Genomic DNA, 18548 nt, shown 5'->3' with positions numbered 1-18548 from the left:
TGTGGATAAATAACGGTAAACAGATAAGATTGCAACAAGAATAAAGCGTGGCTTATTTTGTACGGTTAATTCGTCATCTTATGGATAAAAAATGATCATGCGTTAGCCCTGTCAAGATGCTTGAGTCGTCAGATATAAAAACATTTAAATTCAACAACATAATCGTTTTTCAAACATGCACTTTGAAGTATCTTGAGTATATATAGAATTATTAATTAGTATGATTTAAGACGAAAAGTATCAGAATATGCTATAGTGCTGGCTGGTTTTCGCTTATATTTTTGGAATCTTATGTCTTACCAATGTCCCTTATGTCATCAATCTTTATTGCTCATTCGACAGCAATGGCGCTGTGAGAATAATCATCAGTTTGATTGTGCTAAAGAAGGGTATGTTAATCTGATGCCCGTTCAGCATAAAAAATCCAAGGAACCGGGGGATAGCCCGGAGATGATGCAATCAAGAAGAGCATTTTTGGATTCAGGGCATTATCAACCATTACAACAACGGGTTTCGGAATTACTAGAAAAGTATCTGCCAGAAAATGCAGGGAGTTTGCTGGATATAGGATGCGGTGAAGGTTATTACACCGCTGCGGTTGAAGCACAGTTAGGCAAGAGACGTAATCTTAAAATCTATGGGTTAGATGTTGCTAAGATCGCGGTTCGTTATGGCGCTAAGCGCTATCCTGCTGTCAGCTTTTGTGTTGCGTCGAGTCATCGTTTGCCATTTGCCGATAAATCGCTTGCCGGGGTGCTGAGAATTTATGCACCTTGTAAAGCGGAGGAACTGGCAAGGGTGGTTAAGCCACAGGGCATTGTTTTGACAGTCACTCCTGGCCCTCGCCATCTTTATCAGCTCAAAGAGTTGATTTATCAAAATATTCATCTTCATCCATTGAAGGCAGAACCATTGGAAGGATTTGAATTGATAACCGAGCAATCGTTATCTTACCCAATGAAATTAGATGGTGTGCAAGCGTATCATTTATTACAGATGACACCATTTGCCTGGCGAGCAATAGAAGATGTGAAAAAAGAATTGGCAGATAGGGTGCTGTTTGAATGTGAAACTGATTTTATACTGCGGGTCTATCAACGCCTTAATTGATCAAGATTTCAGCCCAAAATATATACCCTATGGCTTTACGGGTATAAATATTTTGGGCTGGTGGCGTTATTTGGCGTACATAAATAATTCGAGATGTTCAAATAAGATATTGAAGCCAATCGCAATCAGAATCAGCCCACCAATAAGTTCAGCGCGTTTGCCTAACCGTGGGCCAATATAACGGCCAATTAACATACCCAATGTTGCCATAATCATTGTCATCATTCCGATAGCCATCGCAGTATGTACGATATTGACTTCAAGGAACGCTAGCCCAATACCAATTGCCATTGCATCCAGGCTGGTGGCAATGGCTGTTGTTATCAACACTATTGAGTTATTACGGCAGGGTGATTCACTCTTTTTTTCCTGATTTGCTTTAAAACTCTCTGTTATCATTCTACAACCTAGAACAAATAACAGCGCGAAAGCAATCCAGTGATCCCATTCCATAATATACTGGCTGGCGTAAAGCCCTATCGACCAGCCAATCAATGGGGTACAGGCTTCTACTAAGCCAAATATCAAACCTGTACGGATTGCTTCACGAAAATGCGGTCTATGTAGTGCGGCCCCTTTACAAATTGCAGCAGCAAAGGCATCCATTGAGAGTGCTAAAGCCAGGATAAGGGTTGCGTACATATTCATTAATATAGCCTCGGTTGGGTGTTTCCATATACATATAATCCACCCCCAACCAATGATGGTGTTATATGCAATGGTCTTGCCAACCGAATTAATAGCTATCCCATTAGGCTATTTTTTTGCTATTTTGAGCAACAATAATGCCTGTTAAGATAGCAATAAGGCTACCCGCACCACGTTTATTTTGTAACGAGCGTGTTGATACGGGCTTTTCAGAGAAATTAACTAAATCGCTTCTCTGAAACAGGCTACTCCCCATGACAATTTAAAAGATAGCACAATAATTCAAAAAGGGAAAATAATATTATTTTTAGGGTTAAGGCAGGATATTGATAATAATTATCATTATCTGTTTTATAGGGAAAATAAAAGTCAGCGTAAGGCTGACTGTTTATTATTTACTTTTTTATTTATTATTTTTTCTTATCTATCTGTTTTCGATGAGAAATTTATAAATTCTTTCTAAATCATCAATTTTGCTTACTGATATATATAATTTCTTGTTTTCTAAACCAATAACCAGAATGCCATCTTCAGATAAATTCATAGTTTTTATCCGGTTATAGGAAATAAAGGTATTTACATAGAAGAAACCGTTATTTTTAAAAAATAATTTAGGCGACCGTATATAGGCAATATAAATAGTCACCAGGATAGTAAACAGCAATAAATATGTGGTTAAACGGCTACCATAAGCAGTAATATTATTATAAACAACAATAAGTATCAGGATAATAAAGATGAGTGCATCAATTTTATGTTTTCTTTTTAGCTTTATTTGTAAGTAAGTTTTCCCTTTTAGAAAATTAACCACGAATTCATCATAAACAGCAAAAGCTAGCATGAGTACGATTAAACCAGCTAATACTATATCATTAAGGCTCATTCCTTATCCTTGCATTGTCATGAAAAAGAAAATATGGGGAGGAGTTCCTCCCCGAATGATATTGTACTAGAGACCAAGGAAACCAAATTTGGCACCAATAATCCCCAGGATAAAGAAACCAATAATGATCCACAGGGCATTGACTTTATGTCGTAATAACCACATACAAGAAAATGTCAGCAAAAGTGGTACCAAGCCTGGCATCAATTGATCGAGGATATTTTGAACCGTGGTTATTGTCTTTTCACCTGTCTGTTGGTTAGGAATTTCTGATACAACCAGTGGGATATTGACTTTCGTCCATTTATTAACTAATGCCCCCATAACAAATAGACCAAGGATTGACGCTCCTTCCGTCATTTTTTGCAAGAAGCCACCACCCATATCTTGAACGATATTGATCCCTTTCTTATAACCATAAGAGATACCTGAATAGAGAACTAACAGGCGTACCAGATTGAATAAGAAAAAGAACAAGACAGGCCCAAGCCAACTGCCACTCATTGCCAGGCCAGCACCCAAAGCAGCAAATACCGGGCGGACTGTCCCCCAGAAAATAGGGTCACCAACACCGGCCAATGGCCCCATCAGACCGACTTTGATACCGTTAATCGCACCATCATCAATCGTTGCGCCATTAGCACGCTGTTCCTCCATTGCCAGAGTGACACCCAGTACAGGTGCGACGACGTAAGGGTGAGTGTTAAAGAATTCGAGGTGGCGTTTGAGTGCCTGTTTACGCTCATCGGTGTTTTCTGGATACAAACGACGAAGAGCTGGCACCATAGAGAAACAGAAACCCAAAGCCTGCATACGTTCAAAGTTCCATGAACCTTGAAATACATTAGAACGGAGAAATACACCACGGATATCACTGGGTGTCAGTTTTTTCTGGTCTGCTGTCTGAGCAGGCGTTTTTGTTGTATCTAACATGTTGCTCATCCTTTTAATCTAATTCGTTATCAAGGTCGTTATTGGTGTGTCCAGGGGTAGCCACTACCTGAGATTTGTTATATTTAGGGCTTAGCTGGATGTACAGCACAGCCATAACAATACCAATAATGCCTAATGCAACTAGGTTAAACTCAGTGAATGCCGCTGTGACGAAACCGAGATAGAAGAAGGGCATTAGGTAACCGGCACGCATCATGTTGATAACCATTGCGTAACCCACAACGACGATCATACCCCCGGCGATGTTCAAGCCATCTGTTACCACTTTTGGAATAGAAGCAAGTAACTGCTGGACTTCGTTGGTACCAACCGATAGTGCAACGATCAGGGCCGGGATGGCGATACGCATAGCCTGGAGCAGTAATGCGGATAGATGGATAAAGCTAATCGCACGCAGGCTGCCACGTTCTGCCGCGTTGTCAGCAGCATGCTGAAAGGCGACTGTGATGGTACGCACAATGATAGTCAGCACTTGACCTGCTGCTGCCAGTGGAATGGCCAAAGCGATACCTTCACCGATATCACGACCACCCGCGATGACCAGAATCGTTGAGATGATTGATGCTAAGGCTGCATCCGGGGCAATTGCAGCACCGATATTCATCCAGCCAAGAGCGATCATCTCTAGCGTACCACCGATAATGATACCGGTTGTCATGTCACCAAGGATGATCCCGATTAAGGTGCAGGCCACGAGTGGGCGGTGGAATTGAAATTCATCAAGAATGGAATCCATTCCGGCTATACAAGCTACGATGAATATCAATACAATTTGAACAACGGTAATTTCCATTGTTTGTCTCCTGTAACCAAATTAAATTTGGTGAGAAATTTTTGTCATTGAGTGATTTTTGTTGTTGAGTAATAGTTAAATTGCTCTGATCTGATTTTCGTTTTTAACCTTCTGGAGTAGATCCATCATTTGTAAGCGGCTGTCACTAGCAACCTTACGGGCTTCAAGTTCAATGCCTCGTTCATTTAGTTTTTTGAAGGCTGCAATATCGGTTTCATCAACGGATATTGCGTTGTTAACTTGCGTTTTTCCCTGACGGAAAGCCATTCCACCAATGTTGACAGAAGTGATATCGACACCGTCTTCGATTAAACGCAAAACATCTGTTGGGTTTGTAAACAGCAACATGACACGTTCATTGGCATATTTCGGGTTGTTATAAACGCGAACACATTTTGCAACGTCAACAACGTGAGCACTGAGCCCCGGTGGAGCAACTTGTTTTAGCAAGGTGGTACGGACAGTATCAGCAGCAACTTCATCGCTGACGACAATGATCCGTTTGACATTGGTTTCTTTTGTCCAACGTGTAGCAACCTGACCATGAATGAGGCGGTCATCAATTCGAGCCAGGGCAATTTTCATATGATCACCGGTTGATGGTGCAAATGAAGGTGCCGCAACGGATGCCACGGGCTTGGCTGGTTCAGCTTTTTGAGGTTCTTCTGTTTTCAGGGCCCGGATGCCTTCTTTCCCGGTTTCCAGAGCAACAGAAACCAGTTCTGCCAGAGATGGGTCATCATCTCGACACATAAAGGTTTCAACCAGCATTGGAACGTTAACTCCGGTGATGATCTCATAATCCTCTTTATCTACGGCGATACGGCTAGCCGCATTGAATGGACTTCCTCCCCATGTATCGACAAGAAATAGTACACCTTGCGCTGTATTAAGCGTTTCCAGTTTACTGTTGTATTTTTCAAATAAGGTATCGGCATTTTCACCAGGAACGAAGTCAATGTAAGAAACATTTTCTTGCTCTCCAATTAACATCTCTGCGGTACGAAGCAGTTGCTCAGCCGCAGCCCCGTGTGTGCCAATCATAATGGCTATACTCACTTGTTTTCCCCTCTGTTAACAATATATACCCGTTATCTTTCAAGTTGCCTCTTTGTTGGCTGCACTCACTCACCCCGGTCACATCGTTATCTATGTTCCCGGGGATTCGCTCCCTTGCCGTCGCGATCCATCTTGAAATCCATTGGGTATCAATGCAGGATTATTACAAAGTTACTGCAATAATTTTGATGAATCATTCCTCCAATAAAAATCTTATTTGTATGAATAGTGACCTTTTATCAATATGATACCTAAATATTTGACTTGATTTAGACTTTATCTCTTATTGACTGAAAAAATCGGCTGTTAGATTAACATTAGAAATACCAGAGGAAAATTGCTGTCAGTCAGAAAAAATGAAATAGATAAAAATGTTAACCACAAAACAATTTAATAAGCTAAAAATTGCAAAATTAATTTATAATTATCTATAATTTGCTTATTGTTAGATATTTATTCTGTTTTCGATAACATCTTATTAGTTTAAAATGGAAAACATATTCATCTTTTTAGATCAAAAGATGATCATTCCACGTTTTGGTCAAAAAATATCCCAACCATAGGGTAGGGATATTTTCATTACAGAAGCATTTATTGATTAAAAAACAAGTTATTTATTTGATTAATCACACTGAACTTTAATTGCTAACCCACCGCGGGATGTTTCACGATATTTAGCGTTCATGTCTTTACCTGTTTCGTACATGGTTTCAATAACTTTATCGAGAGAAACGCGCGGTTCACTGGTACGGCGCAAAGCCATGCGTGAAGCATTGATTGCTTTTACTGACGCAATGGCATTTCGTTCAATACAAGGTACTTGTACCTGGCCTGCTACCGGGTCACAAGTAAGGCCGAGGTTATGTTCCATACCGATTTCAGCCGCAATACAGACCTGTTCAGCACTGCCACCGAGCAATTCAGCAAGGCCGGCTGCTGCCATCGAGCAGGCAACACCTACTTCCCCTTGGCAACCCACTTCAGCTCCAGATATCGATGCATTCATTTTATATAGGATGCCAATAGCGCCAGAAGCCAGGAAATAGCGGATATAGAGCTCTGGTGTTACAGGTTCAATGCAATGGTTGTAATAAGCGAGTACGGCAGGAACAATGCCACAAGCGCCATTGGTTGGTGCGGTAACAACACGCCCACCCGCAGCATTTTCTTCATTGACAGCCAAGGCAAACATATTCACCAAATCCACGACATTCATTGGATCATTAGATAAATTATTTGATGAGGTTAGCATACGATGTAATGCCGCTGCCCGGCGTGGTACACGCAGTGGGCCAGGTAAAACCCCTTCGGTGTTCAAACCACGTTCAATACAAGCCTGCATGGTATCCCAGACATCGGCAAAATAGGCATTAATTTCTTCTTTGCTGTGGAGATCCAGCTCGTTTTTCATCATTAAACCGGAAATAGATAACCCGGTTTTATTACAATTCATCAGTAATTCTTTTGCTGAATTGAATGGATATGAAACTGGTTTGGTATCCTGAGAGGGTTTACCAAAGTGTTCTTCATCAACAATAAAACCACCACCAATCGAGTAGTAGGTTTTGCTATAAACTTTTTTGTCCCCCGCGAATGCGTGAATTTGCATGCCGTTTTCATGTAATGACAGATTATCACTTCGGAAAACCATGCCGCTATCACGTGGGAAATCGACTTCATGTAAACCGTTGGCTAGTTTAATACGCTGTGTTTGCTCTACATCACGAATAAAACCGGGGATCGAATCAATATCAACGGTGGCGGGTAAATTACCTGCCAGACCCATGATAATGGCGATATCCGTATGATGACCCTTGCCGGTTAATGAGAGTGAGCCGTAAACATCGACGGCTACACGCGTGATAGAAGGCATTAATCCCTGGTTTACCAGATCGTCGACAAACTGTTTGCCGGCTTTCATCGGGCCAACCGTATGAGAGCTAGATGGGCCAATACCGACCTTAAACATGTCGAAAACGCTAATCACGCCAGACTCCTTAAAAAAGATAGAGATATAGTTATATATATTGAGGTACGCTACTTTACTGTGATTTAGTCGTGTTGATAAGGGAGTTTACAGGTTTTTTTGAATTATGATAGCAACAGCGATAAAGATGGATAAAAAAAATACAAATTTGTTATCCTTAAATGATTTGGATCAAACCTGAATTTGTTGAGCTAATTGATGAATTATTGTCGCTGTTAATCCCCAAATGAGATGCTGCTGATACCAGTAAAAATAGATACGATGCCGCTGACCACGGCGACTAACATCAAGATAATGATAACTCGAAAGTGAGAGCGCTTCAGATAGAGGAACTTCGAATATTTTGGAAACTTCTGCCGGGTTGCTGTGGAAGGATAATCCGGGGGGCAATAATCCGACAATAGGCGTCACCAGATAGCCACTGATGCTATTTAAAGGAGCGAGTTGTCCCAGAACCTGAACTTTCTGATGAGGTATGTTAACTTCTTCTTCCGCTTCCCGTAGTGCTGTCGCGATTATTGATTTATCTTTAGGATCAGCAACCCCCCCTGGAAAAGCGACTTGACCGGCATGTGATCGTAAAGTGGCGGAGCGTCGGGTCAATAATAACGTTGGCTTCGGTTTGCAGATGATTGGTAATAATACCGCAGCATGGCGGTTGTTATCTGAAAGCCGTTTAGGTGGTGGTGGAAGTTGTAACTGAAATCTGTTAACGAAATCAGACAGTGATATCATATTACTTTTATTTTCCCTAGTTGCGGCAAGATACGATTCAACTTATCAAATGTTTCCTGATACTCTTTTTCAGCAATGCTGTCGGCAACGATTCCGCCACCGGCCCAGCAATATATTTTTTCTTTCTCAGTTAAGAGGGTACGAATGGTGATATTGCTGTCCATTGTGCCACAGAAACTAATATAGCCAATTGAACCACAATATCCATGTCGGCGGTGAGGTTCAAGCTCTTCTATTATTTCCATTGCTCTGATTTTAGGAGCTCCGGTAATAGAACCACCGGGAAAACAGGCGCGTAATAAATCCGTAGCATCCGTGGTTCTGCAACCAAAATATCGAACCGGTTATGGGGATGGTTGGCCGCACCAGAATGGAGCAGCATTGCCCAAGACTGATTTGAAATCGGCGCGAAATAGTTGATGGCAGCGTCTGGTTGATAGGGTAATTGCCGTTTTTGTAGTGAAATGCTCATTATAGTGTTGGTTTAGCAATTGTCATGCAAAAGTTAGTCTTGATTTTAATCCTTACAGATTAACATAGAAATCCATTCCTTACTTGAGTTAAAAATCGCTATACTCTTCGGCATAGATCACTTTATAGAGGTTATTATCATGTTTTCAGAGATGCCAACTTTATCCCATGAGGAACAGCAACGAGCGGTAGAAAAAATTCAGCAATTGATGGTTGAAGGAATGAGCAGTGGCGAAGCGATTGCGTTGGTTGCACAAGAACTTCGTGAGCGACATCGAGGAAAAGAGCAGGTTAATGTGGTGTTTGATGATGAAAAATCAACATAATTAAATTATTTATTTAACAATAATCACACATTTATTTTACCTGACATGTTAGGTTAGCTCCATATTTAATCTCTTACTTTGAGATATTAACGGGAGGTAGTATGAAAGCATGTCATATCATTAACAGAGTTAGCCTATCAGGTGCAGCACTTTTGCTCACGGTTTCATTCACAGTATCTGCTGTGTCGGAGAACAAACGTGTTGATAAATTTATTTCTTGCGACAATTTAACTAAATCGCAAATTGCCGCTCAAGTAAAGCGTGATTTTCTGCAAAACCGCATTAACCATTGGTCAGAAGATAGAAAGCAATTGGGAACGTCTAAACCAGTGGTGTGGGTAAAGGCGGAAAATATCACTGGCGATAAAGATATATTAAAAATTCCGCTGACTGTTCGTGGTTCTAAGCGTGACAAAGATTACCGTGTTGTCGTTGATTGTCAGCAAAATACGATTAGCTATAGTGAATTGAAATAACATTTTCTGATAGTTATGTCTACCCGTCATTAGACGGATACCAGATTTGGTGTTAGCCAGTAAAGGAAATGTTATGTCAGAATTGAGAAAATTATATCCGGCTTGTGAAGCTTATCGTTCGGGGTATTTGGATACAGGCGACGGTCATCAAATTTATTGGGAATTGTGTGGTAATCCTGTAGGTAAGCCGGCTGTATTTATTCATGGTGGGCCGGGTGGTGGTATTGCTTCTTATCACCGTCGGTTATTCGACCCGAAGAAATATCATGTCATGTTATTTGATCAGCGTGGTTGTGGGCGTTCAAAACCTCATGCCAGTTTGGAAAATAATACCACTTGGCATTTAGTTGAAGATATTGAGCGCTTACGTCAATTGATGGGAGTAGAAAAATGGCTGGTATTTGGTGGTTCGTGGGGTTCAACCTTATCTTTAGTTTACGCCCAGACTCATTCCCAACACGTTTCTGAATTAATTCTTCGGGGAATTTTCTTGCTGAGACCACAAGAGTTGCACTGGTATTATCAGGATGGTGCTTCTAATTTCTTCCCTGACAAATGGCAACGAATGGTATCTATTTTATCGGAAGGAGAACGAAAGGATGTGATCAGAGCATATAATAAGCGGCTGACTAGTAATGATCTTCGGGTGCAATTAGAAGCCGCGCGTCTCTGGAGTTTATGGGAAGGAGAGACGGTAACATTGCTTCCTTCAAATAATGTAGAGTGTTTTACGGAAGATGAGTTTGCTTTGGCATTTGCTCGGATTGAGAACCACTATTTTATCAATGAGGGTTTTATGAATGAGGAGCAGCAACTGTTGAATAATATTGACGTTATACGGGATATTCCGGCAGTTATCATTCATGGCCGATATGATATGGCGTGCCGGGTGCAAAATGCTTGGGATCTAGCGCAGGCATGGCCGGAAGCGGAATTACATATCATTGAAGGAGCAGGGCATTCATTTGATGAGCCGGGTATTTTACATCAGCTTATTAGTGCAACAGATAGGTTTGCAGATCAGTAATTGGATATACCCGTTATCTTTCAAGTTGCCTCTTTGTTGGCTGCACTCACTCACCCCGGTCACATAGTTATCTATGCTCCCGGGGATTCGTTCCCTTGCCGTCGCGATCCATCTTGAAATCCATTGGGTATATAATCACCGGTTATCCGGTGGTTACCCATTCTTACTGGATGATCAGCGGCCTTTTGGCTCGTAGGGTAAATTGGAAAATTGTTTGGATAATTGGCGATAATGCACTAAACGTTGTTGAAAATATTGCCGCAGATGTTCGGGTTGTTCTTGTTCAACTGTATCAGGAAGTACCGGCATATTGTAACGTTCCTTAAAGGCTACGCCAGAAGCTGCCAAATCAACATTCACTTTGTCCATATTCTCTGTAGAAAGTTCGGCCAGATTATGTTTCATCAGTGTCTCTCTCATTCACAAAGTGATAAAACTAATCCAGACAGGTTTTTCTGGCAAGGTCTGAATTGATTATTTTATAAATATAAATAATATTCATTATCATTAAATATCAAAATTCCTTGATGAAGATTATTTTGTAAATGTGATTCATTTTCATTTAAATATATTAAATGAGATTCATTTTCATATTTTTATTAAAAAATATATTTATATTTCAATGTGATACTTATTTTTGATTTATTTTTATTATTGGGTTTTATTATTTTCATTTAATTGGCATAATGTAGTCCAATTAATAACTGGAGTATCTATTATGTTAAATCAAGAAATGGTTAATAAATTAAATGAGCAGATGAATCTGGAGTTCTATTCTGCGAATTTATATCTGCAAATGAGTGCATGGTGTAGTGAACAAGGGTTACCAGGTGCCGCTGCGTTTTTTAAATCGCACTCTCAGGAAGAGATGCAGCATATGCATCGCTTGTTTGAGTATCTGAGTGATACAGGCGCAATGCCACGTTTGGGGCAAATTGATGCACCTGTGGCCGATTATGAATCTATATCTCATGTACTCAATAGAACTTATGAACACGAGCGATTTATTACTGCCGAAATTAATAAACTTGCTCATTTGGCGATAACCATGCAGGATTATTCTACTTTTAACTTTCTGCAATGGTATGTAGCAGAACAGCATGAAGAAGAGAAATTGTTTAAATCTATCCTTGATAAACTGGATATGGTTGGTGAGGATGGTAAAGCACTTTTCTTATTAGATAAGGATCTGAAAGGTCTGTCTACTGCAAATCCTGTCTAATGAAAGGGAATTAATTAGCCGCAGTAGTCGCAATAACTTTAGGTATTTAAAGTCAATGCTGCGGTTTTCCTTTATTTTTGCGCGATAGTTCACAAGACGAAATTCTTATTGTAAGTTATCGCAGATAAAATAATTCTTTTGATATAAAATGATGACAATTTATAGCGATTCATTTGAAAATTAAGAGGTTATTGATGACCATTAGCACAATCCGCTCTTTTGGCCGAAAATTATCTGCTTTAATTGTCCTTTTTGTTGCCATATCTTGCCAGCAAGCTTTGGCCCATGCGCATTTAACAGAACAAATTCCGGCAGAAGATACTACAGTAGAAAATACACCGCAGGTGATCACGCTAAGCTTTTCTGAAGGTATTGAGCTGAGTTTTAGTAAAGTAAAAGTGATTGGCCCGGAAAATAAACTCATTAAAACGGGAAAGTTGAAGCTTGATCCGGCAACTAATACAAAACTTATTCTTCCTATCGAAGATAAACTGGCGACAGGGAGATATGATGTTAACTGGAGCGTGGTCTCTGTTGATGGGCATAAGACTAAAGGTGCCTATAGCTTTACAGTGAAATAATTATGTTTCTAGCGGCGCTGTATATTCTTTGTCGCTTCACTCATTTCGTGGCAGTTATGTTAGTGTTTGGCTTTAGCATATTTACTGCCATATTGGTTCCTGAGCGTTTATCTGTTCTGATTGATGCACGCCTTCGTTTAGGGGTAATTATCAGTACAGTTGTGACATTAGTAACAACAATTGGATGGTTGGCAATTCAATCGGGAATAATGGGTGATGGTTGGCAGGATATTTGTAATCTAGAAATCTGGTTGGCAGTATTGGGAACAACTTTTGGTAAAGTTTGGCAATGGCAAATACTGGTTTCAATAGTTGCTACAGGGTTTTTGTTTATCGGTAAACAAAAAGCCAGAAATATTTTGATGTTAATCAGTTCTGCTGTTTTACTCTCCTGCCATGCTTTTATAGGCCATTCGGTAATGCATGATGGGATAACAGGTGTTTTTTCTCAGATTAATCAGGTAATTCACTTAGTGAGTGTTGGATACTGGTTTGGTGGATTATGGCCGTTTTTGTTATGCTTGCAATTTTTACGGATACAAAATGAATTGGCTATAGGGTTGGATAAACAGATTATGATCTCCATGATGCGTTTTTCCACGTATGGTCACGTTGCTGTAACCCTGATTATCATTACTGGCATTATAAGCAGCTTAATTTTGCTACCGAACTGGCCGAAATATAGCGGTAGTGAATATCAATCCATGCTATGGCTGAAGATAGCATTGGTGGTGGGTATGGTGATGCTTGCATTAATTAACCGCTATATCTTGGTTCCTAAACTGAAGCAACCTGGCCGCTATCAATTGTTGATTATCAATAGTTGGGTTGAAATTATTCTTGGAGCATTGGTTCTATTATGTGTTGCTGTTTTTGCTACTTATCAACCGATTTGATTTTCTTAATTAATTATCTGTCTCAATAGGTGCTATTGGTATATACCCGTTATCTTTCAAATTGCCTCTTTGTTGGCTGCACTCACTCACCCCGGTCACATAGTTACCTATGCTCCCGGGGATTCGCTCCCTTGCCGTCGCGATGCATCTTGAAATCCATTGGGTATATAGATAGTGTGTGAAAAGATCCATTTCGCTCGCTTTTATATCTACATTGGTAACTATTATGAAACGTTTACTTTTATTAATTTCCTTGCTTTGTCTCTCTTTTCAAAATGTTGCTGCACCGATTGAAACGGTGAGTAAGCTACAATTTGGTGATAAATGGGCATTTACGCGGGAAGAGGTGATGTTGGATTGCCGAGCAAATAAGGCTCTGTTTGTGATTAATCCAAGTACGTTAGTGCAATACCCATTGAATGATATAGCCACGGATATGATGAAGGTGGGGAAAGTGAATGCTAAGTCTTTGGATATTATTCTATTGGATGATAGCAAAAATCCGACCCAAAAAATGAGTATAGAGCCATTCCAACAAGCAGCTTTAGCATTGTGCGATAAGAGATAATGTCATTGAGTAAGCAATATACCCGTTATCTTTCAAGTTGCCTCTTTGTTGGCTGCGCTCGCTCACCCCGGTCACATAGTTTGCTATGCTCCCGGGGATTCACTCTCTTGCCGTCGCGATGCATCTTGAAATCCGTAGGGTATAGCGTCTATTTTGGCTTAATGGAAGATGTTGTTTTTGATTATTTATTATCCAAAAAGTTGGTAAAATGCAAGTATGTCAGCTACTCTTTAAATTGTAAGTTGTTTTTCGTCTCAATGACACTTTTAGCGCACGGCTCTTAAGAGCCATTTTCCCTAGGCCGAGTAGAGGAGTCAACTCGGCCTCTTTTTGTCACAAGTTTTGTGGACATCAGACCACCCTCATAACCCATGCATGTTTTTGTCTATCATAATGCTTTCGGTAGAGAAGAATGTGTTTATCGTTTAGTAAGGCGGGAATACTGGTATGTTCATCCCATCCATCCAACTGCATACAAAGTTCATGGTCGGAATTACAAGGAATGCTAATGGTGATATCGTCCTCTTGGGAAGGTGAAGAGAGAATAGCATCATCAATTTCGTAGCTGGAAATTCTTAATTTTGTCTGGTTCATGATTGCTCCTTAACTTTTATATAACAGGTAAGACCAGCGTGACCATCATTGAGAATAGATCAAATAGCTGAGATTTCCAGTAATAATATTTTCTGTGCTGGATAATCGGTAGATGATATTGCTGTTATAATGATCTGTTCTAAAACTTACTCTTGTCATATTGCTTTTTTTATCTCTGTTATTCTTTGACCTTTTATACATTCAGTAGGAAATATTTATTTGGTGTGGTAGTAAGGACTCAAAGTGTTGGTGGTGGTGTGGTAAATGCAATAATTCTATGGATAACTTGTTTGAATGTTTAGTTTTTTTACTACACTACTAGTCAACTCTCAAATGAAAGGGGCTAATGAACGATACTGTTATCAGATAATTGATCTTTATAATTGTGTAAAAACTCAATTTGATTTTATTGTATGAGGGCATAGAGGCACTAACAGTGAATCATATTCATACTGGTTGTACCTCTGATAATGTTTTGGTGAAGTGGTGTGATATCTCACTAGCCTTTGCAAGTATTCAATAAATATAATTAAAGAATATCTTATTGAGGACAGTAAAAAATTTACGTCAGTGTGACAGACTGTTAACCTTATTGTTATGGGCACTTGATGTTTTTTTGATATAAAAATAGAGATGCGTTTTGTGAATTTCATCGGATAGGTCAATTATGAATAAAAATGAGTTCTATCGGGAGCTTACGGGAGACCTAAAAGCTCTGTTGTCTGGTGAGTATGACTTAATAGCGACGCTGGCTAATACCAGTGCATTGTTGTATGAACGTTTGCATGACGTTAACTGGGTTGGCTTTTACCTGATTGATGGTAATACGTTGGTGTTAGGACCATTTCAGGGAAAAGTTGCTTGTGTCAGAATACCTGTTGGCAAGGGGGTATGCGGAACGGCTGTATTGAAAAAGCGTATCCAGCGTGTTGATGATGTTCATGCGTTCCCTGGTCATATCGCCTGTGATGTTGCTAGTAACGCTGAAATTGTGTTGCCGTTGATCGTAAGCGATAGAATTATCGGTGTATTGGATATTGATAGTACGGTCTTTAATAGGTTCGACCAGAAAGACGAATTTGGCTTACAAGCCCTTATTGATGGGCTTTGTGCTCATTTAGAACAGTGCGTTGTGCCGAAATATGTTGAATTGAATGTAACTTAACATATGGATAACGTGGCATTTATCAGCAACGCTATTATAATGACGCCAGTTCATGCCTATGCTGGTTGGCAAAACCGTTGTAATCAGGAAATTTCATGGAAAATCAACCTAAGTTGAATAGTAGTAAAGAGATTATTGCTTTTTTAGCTGAGCGTTTCCCGCTCTGTTTCGTAGCCGAAGGTGAAGCTCGTCCTTTAAAGATCGGTATTTTTCAAGATATCGTTGAACGTATTCAGGACGAAGAGTGTTTAAGTAAAACACAACTGCGCTCCGCCTTGCGTCTGTACACATCAAGTTGGCGTTACCTGTATGGTGTGAAAGAAGGTGCGCAGCGTGTTGACCTTGATGGTAATTCATGCGGTGAATTGGAAGCGGAACACATTGAGCACGCTCTTCAGCAACTGACTGAAGCTAAAGCACGGGTTCAGGCACAGCGTGCAGAGCAAAGAGCTAAAAAACGTGAAGCTGAAAATGTGGCTGCTGGTGAAAAAAATGAACGGCCCACAGCCAAGAAACCAGCTCCTCGTCGCCGCGCTAATAATACTGAGGGGGAAAAACGGCAGCCACCACGTCAGCAAAAGCGCCCTCAGCAAGCACGTAAACCAGTTGCTAAACCTGCTCAACCTGTACCGATTCAGATTGTCGATGTTTCATCGCTGAAAATTGGTCAGGAAATTAAAGTAAGAGTGGGTAAAAGTTCAGTGGATGCTTCTGTGCTTGAAGTCGCCAAAGATGGTGTACGGGTACAATTGCCTTCCGGTTTGGCAATGATTGTACGCGCAGAACATTTACAGTTCTGATACGGAGGCCGACCTGGGCATGAACAAATTCGTCAGACTGGCTTTTGTTTTAGGTGTTTCAATTTTTGGTACTTGTTATGCAAATACAAACAGTCCAGTGGCTGTTCCTGTTGGTATTGAACAATTACCTATATTGAAGCAAGAGCCTCAGCATTCAACAGTTAGCGAGCGGGTAACATCCCGCTTCACTCGTTCTCATTATCGCCAATTTGATTTAGATGGTGATTTTTCGGCAAAAATATTTGACCGCTATCTTAATATACTGGATTACAGCCATAACATATTATTGGCGTCAGATGTTGCTCAGTATGCCGATAAGAAAAAGTTGTTAGGCAAGGAATTGGAAAATGGGAATCTGGAAATTCCGTATGACTTGTTTAATTTGTTACAGAAACGTCGCTTTGAGCGTTATCAGTACGCTTTATCGCGTCTTGAACAGCCAATGAATTTTGATGGTAACGATACAATTGATGTTGATCGTTCCAAAGCCCCTTGGTCACAGAGTGTGGAAGAGCTAAATAAACTTTGGGATGCTAAAGTTAAATATGATTGGCTCAACCTCAAGCTCAGCGGCAAAGAGGACAAGAAAATCAAAGAGATGCTCACCAAACGCTATCAATCCGCGTTAAAACGTCTGACACAAAGCCAGAGTGAAGATGTTTTCCAATTGATTATGACTGCGTTTGCCCGTGAAATTGATCCTCATACCAATTATCTTTCACCACGCAATACTGAACAGTTTAACTCAGAAATGAGTCTTTCCCTGGAAGGGATTGGTGCTGTTTTGCAAATAGATGATGACTACACAGTTATAAATTCTTTGGTTGCTGGTGGACCTGCCGCCAAAAGCAAAGCATTAAACGTGGGTGATAAGATTATCGGTGTTGCCCAGTCAGGAAAGTCTATGGTGGATATTATTGGCTGGCGTCTGGATGATGTGGTTGCGCTGATTAAAGGTCCTAAAGGGAGTAAAGTGCGGCTTGAGGTTATTTCTGATACCAAAGGGGCAAAACCGCGTACTGTTATTTTAACTCGCGAACAGATCCGTTTGGAAGATCGGGCTGTGAAGATGTCAGTTAAGACCATGGGTCAGGAAAAAGTGGGCGTGCTTGATATCCCCGGTTTTTATGTTGGTTTGACTGATAATGTTAAAACTCAATTACAAAAACTGACCAAACAGCATGTCAGTGCTATTGTCATTGATTTGCGTAGCAATGGTGGTGGCGCACTGACAGAGGCGGTTTCTTTATCAGGCTTGTTTCTCCCAAGTGGCCCGGTTGTCCAGGTTAGAGATAATAATGGGAAAATTCGTCAGGATTCTGATACTGATGAAGTGGTGTACTATAAAGGACCTTTGGTTGTTCTGGTAGACCATTTTAGTGCTTCTGCTTCTGAAATTTTTGCCGCAGCAATGCAGGATTATGGGCGAGCGTTGATTGTTGGTGAACCGACTTTTGGTAAAGGTACAGTTCAGCAATATCGTTCTTTGAGTCGTATTTACGATCAAATGATGCGTCCTGATTGGCCATCACTGGGGTCTGTCCAATATACGATTCAGAAGTTTTATCGTGTGAATGGCGGTAGTACTCAGCGTAAAGGGGTTACTCCTGATATCGTAATGCCTACGGGGGTTGATCCGGCAGAAACCGGGGAAAGTTTCGAAGATAATGCTTTGCCTTGGGATAGCATTCCTCCTGCCCGTTATACAGGGTCTAAAATTATTGCTGCATTGGTTCCTCAGTTGAATGTTGCTCACAATGCCCGCATTACAACTGATCCAGAATTCAAGTATATCAATGAGGATATTGCTCACTATAAGGCGCTGAAAGAGCATAAAAATATTGTTTCTCTGAACTATGCACAAAGAGAGAAAGAGAATAAAGAAGCGGATGCTCTGAAGTTGAATCGCATAAATGATCGCTTTAAACGCGAGGGTAAAAAACCGTTAACTTCACTGGATGATTTGCCTAAAGATTATCAGGGGCCAGATCCCTATCTCGATGAGTCAGTGAAGATTGCACTTGATTTAGCGCACCAACCTGCTGAGAAAATGTTGGCTAAGTCTAAGTAAAATAATGGGTTAAAGCCTGTTAATGATTAATGCCCAATATCGTTTGCTTGGGATGTTTTGAGTGAATGGTATATTGGGCTGTCAGTAATATAAACAGTCTTTTTAAGGTGTTTTTTCTTTTCAGGAAGGATGAATTATTTCACATTTTCTCAGTATTACCAGGTATTGGCGTATTTTGTTTA

23 protein-coding genes and 1 pseudogene are annotated in these 18548 nt (G+C 40.4%); 11 read left to right on the top strand and 13 right to left on the bottom strand.

Going from position 1 to position 18548, the window contains the following annotated elements:
• Positions 1-291: 291 nt before the first annotated feature.
• Positions 292-1110 carry a 23S rRNA (guanine(745)-N(1))-methyltransferase gene (gene rlmA / locus ACGF49_RS05945; protein WP_262978152.1) on the top strand — a complete coding sequence of 273 codons (819 nt, stop codon included), beginning with the start codon at positions 292-294 and terminating at the stop codon, positions 1108-1110.
• A gap of 66 nt (positions 1111-1176) precedes the next feature.
• Here the strand turns inward: rlmA and mntP are convergent, their stop codons facing one another.
• The 10 genes and pseudogenes from mntP to ACGF49_RS05895 form a co-directional block, all read right to left on the bottom strand.
• Positions 1177-1758 carry a manganese efflux pump MntP gene (gene mntP, locus ACGF49_RS05940; RefSeq protein WP_146748045.1) on the bottom strand — a complete coding sequence of 194 codons (582 nt, stop codon included), beginning with the start codon at positions 1756-1758 and terminating at the stop codon, positions 1177-1179.
• Between the two features lie 424 nt (positions 1759-2182).
• Positions 2183-2641: a DUF986 family protein gene (locus tag ACGF49_RS05935; protein WP_113041021.1), complete on the bottom strand. Its 459-nt coding sequence runs from the start codon at positions 2639-2641 to the stop codon at positions 2183-2185.
• A gap of 66 nt (positions 2642-2707) precedes the next feature.
• The gene (locus ACGF49_RS05930) at positions 2708-3574 is read right to left on the bottom strand and encodes a PTS mannose transporter subunit IID (RefSeq protein ID WP_113041020.1); all 867 of its coding nucleotides are present in this window, start codon (positions 3572-3574) and stop codon (positions 2708-2710) included.
• Between the two features lie 13 nt (positions 3575-3587).
• On the bottom strand, positions 3588-4388 hold the full coding sequence (locus ACGF49_RS05925; RefSeq protein WP_113041019.1) for a PTS mannose/fructose/sorbose transporter subunit IIC: 801 nt from the start codon (positions 4386-4388) through the stop codon (positions 3588-3590).
• 75 nt (positions 4389-4463) lie between these two features.
• The gene (gene manX, locus ACGF49_RS05920) at positions 4464-5447 is read right to left on the bottom strand and encodes a PTS mannose transporter subunit IIAB (RefSeq protein ID WP_113041018.1); all 984 of its coding nucleotides are present in this window, start codon (positions 5445-5447) and stop codon (positions 4464-4466) included.
• On the bottom strand, positions 5404-5529 hold the full coding sequence (locus tag ACGF49_RS05915; protein WP_262405101.1) for a hypothetical protein: 126 nt from the start codon (positions 5527-5529) through the stop codon (positions 5404-5406). The genes manX and ACGF49_RS05915 overlap by 44 nt, the downstream gene beginning before the upstream one ends.
• A gap of 540 nt (positions 5530-6069) precedes the next feature.
• Entirely contained in the window at positions 6070-7434 is a 1365-nt protein-coding gene (locus tag ACGF49_RS05910; protein WP_113041017.1) for an L-serine ammonia-lyase, read from the bottom strand.
• 171 nt (positions 7435-7605) lie between these two features.
• Entirely contained in the window at positions 7606-8169 is a 564-nt protein-coding gene (locus ACGF49_RS05905; RefSeq protein WP_113041016.1) for a CoA pyrophosphatase, read from the bottom strand.
• Positions 8166-8483 (bottom strand): annotated as a pseudogene (locus ACGF49_RS05900) (chorismate-binding protein); the annotation flags it as partial. The pseudogene ACGF49_RS05900 and the gene ACGF49_RS05905, both read right to left, overlap by 4 nt.
• Entirely contained in the window at positions 8405-8641 is a 237-nt protein-coding gene (locus ACGF49_RS05895; protein ID WP_113041015.1) for a hypothetical protein, read from the bottom strand. The pseudogene ACGF49_RS05900 and the gene ACGF49_RS05895, both read right to left, overlap by 79 nt.
• Positions 8642-8780: 139 nt before the next feature.
• On the opposite strand from ACGF49_RS05895, the gene ACGF49_RS05890 reads away from it, so the two are divergent.
• The 3 genes from ACGF49_RS05890 to pip all read left to right on the top strand — a co-directional run bounded on the left by ACGF49_RS05890 (position 8781) and on the right by pip (position 10469).
• On the top strand, positions 8781-8966 hold the full coding sequence (locus tag ACGF49_RS05890) for a YoaH family protein (protein WP_112875701.1): 186 nt from the start codon (positions 8781-8783) through the stop codon (positions 8964-8966).
• A gap of 101 nt (positions 8967-9067) precedes the next feature.
• The gene (gene yebF, locus ACGF49_RS05885) at positions 9068-9442 is read left to right on the top strand and encodes a protein YebF (protein WP_113041014.1); all 375 of its coding nucleotides are present in this window, start codon (positions 9068-9070) and stop codon (positions 9440-9442) included.
• Between the two features lie 73 nt (positions 9443-9515).
• The gene (pip, locus tag ACGF49_RS05880) at positions 9516-10469 is read left to right on the top strand and encodes a prolyl aminopeptidase (protein ID WP_113041013.1); all 954 of its coding nucleotides are present in this window, start codon (positions 9516-9518) and stop codon (positions 10467-10469) included.
• Positions 10470-10643: 174 nt separating this feature from the next.
• Here pip and ACGF49_RS05875 read toward each other — a convergent pair whose 3' ends face one another.
• Entirely contained in the window at positions 10644-10874 is a 231-nt protein-coding gene (locus tag ACGF49_RS05875; RefSeq protein WP_112875704.1) for a DNA polymerase III subunit theta, read from the bottom strand.
• Positions 10875-11187: 313 nt separating this feature from the next.
• On the opposite strand from ACGF49_RS05875, the gene ftnA reads away from it, so the two are divergent.
• The 3 genes from ftnA to copD all read left to right on the top strand — a co-directional run bounded on the left by ftnA (position 11188) and on the right by copD (position 13168).
• Positions 11188-11691, top strand: a complete 504-nt coding sequence (gene ftnA, locus ACGF49_RS05870; protein ID WP_113041012.1) for a non-heme ferritin — start codon at positions 11188-11190, stop codon at positions 11689-11691.
• Between the two features lie 194 nt (positions 11692-11885).
• Positions 11886-12272, top strand: coding sequence for a CopC domain-containing protein YobA (gene yobA / locus ACGF49_RS05865; RefSeq protein ID WP_113041011.1), 387 nt, complete (start codon positions 11886-11888; stop codon positions 12270-12272).
• A gap of 2 nt (positions 12273-12274) precedes the next feature.
• The gene (gene copD, locus ACGF49_RS05860) at positions 12275-13168 is read left to right on the top strand and encodes a copper homeostasis membrane protein CopD (RefSeq protein ID WP_387490073.1); all 894 of its coding nucleotides are present in this window, start codon (positions 12275-12277) and stop codon (positions 13166-13168) included.
• A gap of 9 nt (positions 13169-13177) precedes the next feature.
• On the opposite strand, the gene ACGF49_RS05855 is transcribed toward copD, so the two are convergent.
• Entirely contained in the window at positions 13178-13360 is a 183-nt protein-coding gene (locus tag ACGF49_RS05855) for a hypothetical protein (RefSeq protein ID WP_146748044.1), read from the bottom strand.
• A gap of 34 nt (positions 13361-13394) precedes the next feature.
• Here ACGF49_RS05855 and ACGF49_RS05850 point away from each other — a divergent pair, with 34 nt between their 5' ends.
• Positions 13395-13736, top strand: a complete 342-nt coding sequence (locus ACGF49_RS05850; RefSeq protein WP_113041009.1) for a YebY family protein — start codon at positions 13395-13397, stop codon at positions 13734-13736.
• A 351-nt stretch (positions 13737-14087) separates the two neighbouring features.
• Here the strand turns inward: ACGF49_RS05850 and ACGF49_RS05845 are convergent, their stop codons facing one another.
• The gene (locus ACGF49_RS05845) at positions 14088-14330 is read right to left on the bottom strand and encodes a DUF1480 family protein (protein WP_112875709.1); all 243 of its coding nucleotides are present in this window, start codon (positions 14328-14330) and stop codon (positions 14088-14090) included.
• A gap of 667 nt (positions 14331-14997) precedes the next feature.
• Between ACGF49_RS05845 and ACGF49_RS05840 the strand changes: the two genes are divergently transcribed.
• The 3 genes from ACGF49_RS05840 to prc all read left to right on the top strand — a co-directional run bounded on the left by ACGF49_RS05840 (position 14998) and on the right by prc (position 18366).
• A complete protein-coding gene (locus ACGF49_RS05840) occupies positions 14998-15495 on the top strand; it encodes a GAF domain-containing protein (RefSeq protein WP_113041008.1) in 498 nt (165 codons plus the stop codon).
• 95 nt (positions 15496-15590) lie between these two features.
• Entirely contained in the window at positions 15591-16295 is a 705-nt protein-coding gene (gene proQ, locus ACGF49_RS05835) for an RNA chaperone ProQ (protein ID WP_113041007.1), read from the top strand.
• 19 nt (positions 16296-16314) lie between these two features.
• Positions 16315-18366, top strand: coding sequence for a carboxy terminal-processing peptidase (gene prc, locus ACGF49_RS05830; protein WP_113041006.1), 2052 nt, complete (start codon positions 16315-16317; stop codon positions 18364-18366).
• The last annotated feature ends 182 nt before the right edge of the window (positions 18367-18548 follow it).

Source organism: Photorhabdus sp. RM96S, assembly GCF_042879335.1.
Taxonomy (GTDB): Bacteria; Pseudomonadota; Gammaproteobacteria; order Enterobacterales; family Enterobacteriaceae; genus Photorhabdus; species Photorhabdus kayaii.
The sequence above is the reverse complement of the archived record's forward strand: the minus strand, read 5'-3'. Positions and strand labels throughout refer to the sequence as shown.